The following is a 5,841-nucleotide window of genomic DNA, read 5'->3' as shown; positions in this document are numbered from 1 at the left end:
CGATCTACTGTATCATGTGCCGTACATTCAATAGGGTTGCCATTTTCGTCAGCCCATACGGATCCATCTTCATTGTAGAAGATGAACTTGGCACCCTTTTCAAAGCCAACAGTGATGTGCAATGTCATCTTACTTGGTTTATTTTCGTCAGGAAGGAATTCAACAGTAGTTACTTTCCAAGGGTATTCAAGCTGAAGTGCAGCTGTAAATAAAGAAGCATTATCCATAATGAGTACTCCATTCTGTTTGATATATCTAAGCGTACTCAAAATGGTTGTAACTATCAACAAAGTTTTAGTGGTTACCCACTATATTTGGCGAAAGGCCAAAACTATGACATCTGCCTCTTTGTATGCTGGCATAATCTTCTCAAGATCATCTTTCTGCACACATGTACCCTCACCCTTTGTGTGGCAGTACTCACAGCCAAGGCATCCGGCAATCTTCATTCTGCCAACCTGGTATTCCTCTACTTCATGCCCTGCTGCCTCAGCGCCTTCGCGAAATGCCTGAACCATTGCCGATGTGTTCTCTTTTCGCGGACTTCCGTTTAAAATTGCTACCTTCATCTCCTACCTCCTTATTTATAATATGCTTAAATACAGACTCTATAGCTTTTCCATAAAGAATCTGTTCATGTTACTCTGCTTTGAGCCTCACATTTATCAGCTCTAAAAGCGCGTCCTGACTGATACTTCCTTAATTATATTAGATACAATAATCGCACACAATCCGTTCCGAACTGTGCACGATTATCAATTCATTTAGAAGCTTAAAGTTTCAGAAAAGCCTTCAGATTTCGCATCGCCTGATCCAGTGACTTGGCAACCATCTGCTGTGTCACACCCTCAGCCCTTGCTATCTCTCCTTCTGACAGACCATGATAAAAATACAGAATGCACCTGCGCTTCTGAACTGTAGGGAGCTTTTCAATAGCCTCCTTGAATCTTTCATGTTCCATCTTACCCATGACAGCATCCTCCGGCTCATCATTTGAATAAATCCCTTTGATGCTTTCTGTTGTTCCTTCATCATAGCCCTCCAGGTCATGGTAACGCATCCTGCGCATTTCATGCTTCTTCTCGTTGCGGTCATACTCGCGGAAAGCTTCTCCCTGCTCCTTAGACATAACTACATATGGCATATACTGCTCCAGCTCCGAGCCGTACATTTCCATGAGAGTCTCAACATCAATATCCGTTATAACAGCCCACTTCACTCCTCCGGTCATTCCGGGATACTCATATCCAAGGTTTATTACATCATATTCAGTTTTATTCTCATTGCTATTCATTATCCGTTTCCTCCGATTTTTGAAAAATTGATAAATTCCAAAATCGGGATCACGGATATCTGCCTATGTAGGTTTCCCACCAAATAAAAAAATTCAAATCTGAAGCACTACTCAGAGAAAACAGAGAAAATCTCCATTTCTGTTTCAGATTTGAAATCTAAAAATACGCAAAGCAAAAAAAGGCGAAGCAAAACAGAATACCCTTAATGGATATTTCCTCTGTTTTGCTCCGCCTTTCAACGATACTCAGCCGTTCCTAGCCGCTAACAAAAACATAAAGCTCCTGTTCACATCCTTTCCAGTACTATGCCGGATCCAATGCCATCCACAGGTCGCTCATACATTTTTATTCAGTTTTAAATCATAAAATCAGCGGTACTCATGCACGTACAACAGCACGTCTGTCAGTAAATACACCTATTGCTAACGGATTAAACATCATAACCACATAGTTCTTTCCACATTTAGCACATTGGCATTCCGCATTGGTATCGTTCCAATATTTATCAATACCGATAAGTCTCCTCCCACATGAGGGGCAATAAACAAACCTTCTTTTAGCTCTTCTTTGAACAAACTTCTCCATCTCATCTAATTCCTTTCTATAAAAAAGATCAAGGCTCAATAACCATCCCCCTCACTTGAGCCTTGATAAGAATATCACAATATCAGATGAAAATATTACAGACTATCTACAGCATTTTTATCAACCATCAGGCAAAAAACCGCTTATTAACTGGCTTGTTCACACTTTTTTGCTACAGCAACATCAGAATCCACTACTCCGGCAGCTATGTCTTCTAGCTCCCTACGCTCTGCATATGTCCATATATAATATGCAAAAAGCTTTATAGCTTCTCTTCTGGTATTTCTGATACTCGAGTCGCACATATGATACTTCTTTTCAAGTTCTCTCATGGTAAGTATTTTTACATTAAGATAGCTGTCACCGAGAATATCTCTATAAAGAGGTCCTACTTCATGAAAATCTGCCACCTGATCAAGCACCATTTGAATTTTGCTCTCCATCCAGGGAGTATTCAGAACCTTTGTAACAAATATACTTTGCTTTTTTTCTGCTTCTTCCCCTTCTTCACGCATAATCTGGAGATACTCTCGTCGCATCTGCTGCTTCTGTTCCATTATCTCCTGCAGTGTCATAGGAATTCTATTCATGTCACCTGAATGTAGCTGATTACAGTACTTTTCCAAAAGCGATCTGGTTATCTTTACTGCAAATTTCTTATCCAGTTTCACCAGTTCCAGATACTCGTTGATTCTTGCTTCATGCTTTGAAATTCCACTCATACTAACTCCTCCTGTTCCCTCCGTTACATTTCCCCCTCAGAAAACATTGAAGCCTGTCATTTAAATGAAAAGCCCAAACAAAAAATCATGGACCCTAAAAACATACAAGGAGGAATTCCCCCTTGTGTGCTTTACAGGATCCATGATTTCAATTATCGTATTCTTCTATGTCGGTCGTATCCGAATCCCCAAACAATTCCTTACTCAGATACTGTATTATCTTTAATTTATCTTCATTGTTCTTTATGCTTCTGAACGTTCTTATGAATTCTCCACATTTTATAGTACAGTTCATTAGTTCATCATCTGAAGCTGTCTCTATAAACATGGGGAATCTATCATCACCAGAAAAAAGCCAATTCAGATTAATACCATCTACATAAATCAGTCTGCTCAATTTTTCTGCATCAAATGGTCCCCCATTATTTTTCCATTTTGAAAAATTCTTAGGATCTGTCTCCAGCGACTCAGCTATCAATACTCCGGTATACCCTTTACTTTTCAATCGATCAAAATTATCCTTCAGCCTGTTATTCCAGTACTTTTGGGCATCCCTAGAGTCTTTGCTGAATAAACTGCGCCAACGCTTCAACTTTGATTCAATTTTCTTCCTTAATGAATCATTTACATCTCTCATAAGCATATCTCCACCGAATAATGTATAGGATTTCATACGAAATAAGAACCCATATAACGGCGACCTATATCGCCTATATGGCGATATTATTTCAACATGCCTATTATTTTGTCATTACACTATATATTATATATTTGTTCGTTTTAGAAACTATATATTGTATATATGGTTTCCTTCCCAACAATAAAAAATCACGTAATACTCTTTAATTATTCTCTAATATTGTCAGCGCTCATGGTGACGCATTCGCCATATAGGCGATAGAATATTTCCCTATAAAAAGCTATAAAAAAACCGGGACAACTTGACCCTAAAAGAATCCAGTCTCCCAGTGTATTCATCTTATTACATGTTTCAATCCTTTTTCAAACACAACCCTTAGGGTAACTACCTGTATCAGAAAAGCTTTCTTCCAATCCAAATACAGATGCATGCACCGATCGTTGAAATGATGAGGTTTCCGATGAGTCCGCTTGCTGACAATCCTGCAAGCCCGAACACAACTCCTCCAACGCAGCCACCTACGATACCAAGAACAATGTTCTTTACCATTCCTGATTTTTCTTTCATGATGCTACTTGCCAAGCATCCTTCAACCGCACCAAGTATCAGTCCTCTTAGTAATCCCATGTTAATTCTCCTCTCCAAAAAACCTTTTTCACATACTTAATAATAATACCACTTTTACTTTATTTCTTCGCTTTTCTCACACATCTTATAATAAATTCCAATTACCAATTCTAAAGCCGAGCAGGCAAATGCTATCAGATATACCCATGTACTTCTGCCTCCGGCATATGCACTGATGCCTATTACCAGTTGTGCTACGGCAAGCATAAAAGCATGCGTACTCTGCTTCCATGTAATTGTCATAAATGATTCGCCTCCTCCGCAAACAAAACAATTGACAAACTTTATAAAAACTCTTTGCTGATGTTATTATTATATTTACGACCGGACACAGAATATATATCCACGGTTGCGACATTATCATATCCATTTTCCGTTTATGGAAATTTACAAAAAAGCGAGGTATTTTCATGGCAACATATGCTGTCTCAGATCTTCATGGACAATATGAACTTTTCAAAAAGCTCTTGGAAGTTATCCATTTTTCAGAAGACGACTTTATGTATGTGCTTGGAGATGCCATAGACAGAGGTCCGAACGGAATAAAGATATTACAGACTATAAAGGATGCTCCAAACATGGAGCTCCTCATAGGTAACCATGAATTCATGATGCTCAATGCCGTCGCACCTGACGGTTCAGTTGAAAACACTCCAGGAAAAGATGCCTATCTCTGGTTATACTCAAATGGTGGAGAAGTTACTTTTGAACATTATAAAGAGTTATCTTTGGATGAACGAAAAGACCTTCTTAAGTGGCTAAACACAAGATTCCTTACAACTCTTGTAGACATAGGTGATACAACATTCTGCCTTACCCACTCATATTTTAAGGTGGCACTTATAGATACCGAATTTAAAGATATCGGCTATCAGATAGTATGGAACATCGTGTGGAAAACACCTTACCGTCCCGACATTTTCGTACCAACTGATGATTATATTGAAAATGACTGGCAGTTTATCATAGGGCATGTCCCGGTCCAGAGAATATCAGGACTTGATGCAAAATTCCAGGCATTCCATGAGCAAAACATCACACTAATCGATGGTGGCTGTTCCTACAGAGAGCGCGGTGTTTTAGATAATAATGAGTATGGTGTCATATGCATAAGGCTTGATGATATGCGTGAAACAGCACTTACATTTGCTTCACTATAACTTCTAATCATCACAAACCATGTATTGTTTCCACGTGCTGAAGCATCATAAATAATTTCACAAGAAGCAGTTCCACTAGATAAGAAATCCGCAAAGATAGTTCTTAAAAATAATTATTATACAATATAATATGCCTTTTTTATTAGACAGTGATTTTGCTACAATTGTTTCCTCGAGATCTCGATAGGGGATAAAAAGTGTCCGGGGAAGTCGGATAGAATCGTAGTCTTCTGATGGATAATTTTCGTAGGAGGCAACAATAAATGCACAGTATTACAGGCATAAAGAATGCTGATTGTAAAACATATTTTGAGGAGGTATCTCGTAAGATGCATACACTTATGTGTCTTAATAATAATTTGCAGCTCTTATCAGATGGATTGGCCCTAAGTGAAAATGATCAGGCCAGCAATGCTCTTATGTTCGCTGCAGAAACAATGGAGAGAGAGCTTAGGGAGCTCAGTGAATACCTTGAATTCATCGAATCAGATTTTTCAAATAATAAAGGTGAATCTACTAACGTCGTAAAAGAATAAAAAGTATAGTGTTAACCCTAAAGTCGTAAATTAGATACTCAAAACGATTATTTACTCATTTTTATTGCTTGGCCATATGGCGCAAATCCTTGAAAATACTGACATTTAAGCGCTTTTTGTATTGACTTTTATTTGAGTATATATTATAATAAATATATACTCAAATAAGGAGAGTGCCTTATGCCAGCAAAACCATCAGGAGAGATCAAAACAAAAATAGTACGTCAGCCTCAGAAGAACGGTGATATCTACATTCTGGAGAGGCAAACCATCTAT

Annotated in this window: 9 protein-coding genes and 1 pseudogene; 2 read left to right on the top strand and 8 right to left on the bottom strand. The window is 38.3% G+C overall.

Features of this window, described 5'->3' with window-relative positions:
- The 8 genes and pseudogenes from BLR42_RS21660 to BLR42_RS21625 form a co-directional block, all read right to left on the bottom strand.
- Nucleotides 1-227 (bottom strand): annotated as a pseudogene (locus BLR42_RS21660) (hypothetical protein); the annotation flags it as partial.
- 81 nt (nt 228-308) lie between these two features.
- Entirely contained in the window at nt 309-569 is a 261-nt protein-coding gene (locus BLR42_RS21655; protein WP_091873686.1) for a flavodoxin family protein, read from the bottom strand.
- A 203-nt stretch (nt 570-772) separates the two neighbouring features.
- Nucleotides 773-1,294: an RNA polymerase sigma factor gene (locus tag BLR42_RS21650; RefSeq protein WP_091873684.1), complete on the bottom strand. Its 522-nt coding sequence runs from the start codon at nt 1,292-1,294 to the stop codon at nt 773-775.
- Between the two features lie 379 nt (nt 1,295-1,673).
- Complete coding sequence (locus BLR42_RS21645; protein ID WP_091873681.1) at nt 1,674-1,919, bottom strand: hypothetical protein; 246 nt, start codon at nt 1,917-1,919, stop codon at nt 1,674-1,676.
- Between the two features lie 107 nt (nt 1,920-2,026).
- Nucleotides 2,027-2,602 carry a hypothetical protein gene (locus BLR42_RS21640; RefSeq protein ID WP_091873678.1) on the bottom strand — a complete coding sequence of 192 codons (576 nt, stop codon included), beginning with the start codon at nt 2,600-2,602 and terminating at the stop codon, nt 2,027-2,029.
- A gap of 148 nt (nt 2,603-2,750) precedes the next feature.
- Complete coding sequence (locus BLR42_RS21635; RefSeq protein WP_091873675.1) at nt 2,751-3,239, bottom strand: hypothetical protein; 489 nt, start codon at nt 3,237-3,239, stop codon at nt 2,751-2,753.
- Between the two features lie 396 nt (nt 3,240-3,635).
- On the bottom strand, nt 3,636-3,869 hold the full coding sequence (locus BLR42_RS21630) for a GlsB/YeaQ/YmgE family stress response membrane protein (protein ID WP_091873672.1): 234 nt from the start codon (nt 3,867-3,869) through the stop codon (nt 3,636-3,638).
- A gap of 54 nt (nt 3,870-3,923) precedes the next feature.
- Nucleotides 3,924-4,112, bottom strand: coding sequence for a hypothetical protein (locus tag BLR42_RS21625; RefSeq protein WP_091873670.1), 189 nt, complete (start codon nt 4,110-4,112; stop codon nt 3,924-3,926).
- A 167-nt stretch (nt 4,113-4,279) separates the two neighbouring features.
- Here BLR42_RS21625 and BLR42_RS21620 point away from each other — a divergent pair, with 167 nt between their 5' ends.
- Complete coding sequence (locus tag BLR42_RS21620) at nt 4,280-5,029, top strand: metallophosphoesterase (protein ID WP_091873667.1); 750 nt, start codon at nt 4,280-4,282, stop codon at nt 5,027-5,029.
- A 263-nt stretch (nt 5,030-5,292) separates the two neighbouring features.
- Complete coding sequence (locus tag BLR42_RS21615; protein WP_091873665.1) at nt 5,293-5,565, top strand: hypothetical protein; 273 nt, start codon at nt 5,293-5,295, stop codon at nt 5,563-5,565.
- Nucleotides 5,566-5,841 lie beyond the last annotated feature (276 nt).

The organism is Butyrivibrio sp. INlla16, from assembly GCF_900104155.1.
In the GTDB taxonomy this organism is placed as follows: Bacteria; Bacillota; Clostridia; order Lachnospirales; family Lachnospiraceae; genus Butyrivibrio.
The sequence above is the reverse complement of the archived record's forward strand: the minus strand, read 5'-3'. Positions and strand labels throughout refer to the sequence as shown.